We start from the raw sequence: 1,362 nt of genomic DNA, 5'->3' as shown, positions 1-1,362 counted from the left end.
GTTGGCCTACCAGGCGAAGGCCGAGTTATGGTCGTTGATGGCGGTGGTTCAAAGCGTAATGCATTGCTAGGCGATATGCTTGCAGAGAAAGCTGCTGCAAATGGTTGGTCTGGGTTGATCATTTACGGCTGCATTCGCGATGTCGACGTGATTCGCCAAACGCAATTAGGCGTACAAGCGCTTGGTACAAATCCTCGTAAGACAGAGAAGCGTGGATTAGGTGATCTAAATGTTGAGGTGAAATTCGGCGGCGTTGTATTCAAACCAGGACATTACGTTTATGCGGATAACAACGGCGTGATTGTCTCGCCAGAGCCTTTGAGCATGCCTGCTTAAAACTTCGGTTGCGCTAAAAAAGCCCAGTCAAATGACTGGGCTTTTTGTTATTGGATCTAAATTGTCACTCTTGTTCCGACTCTGTGCCAGACTGTTCAAGTTCTTCTAATTCCGCGCGTTTAGCTTTTGAAATATAGGTCGACTTCTTTTTAGGCGCACGTTTAGCCGCCTCTTTTTTCATTCGCTTTTTATTGATTTGTTTGATTTTTTTTTGTCTGTTCATAGAGCTCTGTTTAAGTTTTTAATAAATAGGGGTGGTATCTTTAGAAAGTAGATCAATTATCTGAAGCTAGCAGAAAATAAAGATGAGTAATAAATACGACAAGTATAAGAAAAAGAAGTTTTGGAAAGAAATGTTACCTGCTTTAAGCATTTCTGGAACTGAAAACAAAGTAATCCCTGAATCCAAGTATTTTGATTTAGAGCTAAATCGAAGCACTTTGGTCGCGGAAGGCTATCAAGAATTTCCTGAGGTCTTATCCAATAAAGAGGTTACAAAACTTCGGGATGGAATTATTGCGCTTCATAAAAATCAGATGTTGCCCGTTTTCTGCATGTTGTTCGATGAATATTGGCAATGTGTTGCTAAATTTCAAAAGTTATTAGTCAATGTGTTGGGCGCAGAGGCTTTGATGCTGCCTGATTTTTGGGCATGGCATGTTGACCCGAAGAAAAGTGAGTCTGGATGGGGGCCGCATAGAGATAAACTCTCCAATACATTGACTCATGATGGTATGCCAAAAAGCTTAACAATGTGGATTGCTTTGAGTGATGCGACTCCGAAAAATGGGTGTATGTATATGGTCCCCGCAGATCAAGATCCATATTATCTTTCGTTTGATACGAAAGACGTTCCCACGGACATGCAGTCAGTTAGAGCGCTTCCAGCAAAAGCTGGGACTGCATTTATATGGAATCAAAGAGTGTTCCATTGGGGGGGTAAGAGTCAGAAGACGAGTGTTTCGCCTCGAATTAGTATTGCATTTGAATTTCAGAGGGGTGACATCGCTCCTTACAATGAGCCTC

3 protein-coding genes are annotated in these 1,362 nt (G+C 42.1%); 2 read left to right on the top strand and 1 reads right to left on the bottom strand.

Annotation, left to right across the window (positions count from 1 at the left end; translation table 11 throughout):
• Positions 1–336, top strand: a 336-nt coding sequence (gene rraA, locus A3738_RS14120; protein ID WP_068763653.1) for a ribonuclease E activity regulator RraA, incomplete at its 5' end; no start/stop codon positions are given.
• Positions 337–400: 64 nt separating this feature from the next.
• Here rraA and A3738_RS29970 read toward each other — a convergent pair.
• Positions 401–559 (bottom strand): DUF2986 domain-containing protein, encoded by a 159-nt coding sequence (locus A3738_RS29970; RefSeq protein ID WP_156502270.1) that lies wholly within the window; start codon positions 557–559, stop codon positions 401–403.
• Positions 560–641: 82 nt separating this feature from the next.
• Here A3738_RS29970 and A3738_RS14115 point away from each other — a divergent pair.
• Positions 642–1,362 (top strand): phytanoyl-CoA dioxygenase family protein (locus tag A3738_RS14115; protein WP_068763652.1); only part of this gene is annotated, 721 nt, incomplete at its 3' end.

The sequence above is a fragment of the Oleiphilus sp. HI0066 genome, assembly GCF_001635725.1.
This window is presented reverse-complemented; position numbering and strand designations above follow the sequence as displayed.

Excerpts from the sequence above, each read along its gene's own strand:
- A3738_RS29970 (WP_156502270.1), bottom strand. The coding sequence starts at position 559 with ATGAACAGACAAAAAAAAATCAAACAAATCAATAAAAAGCGAATGAAA.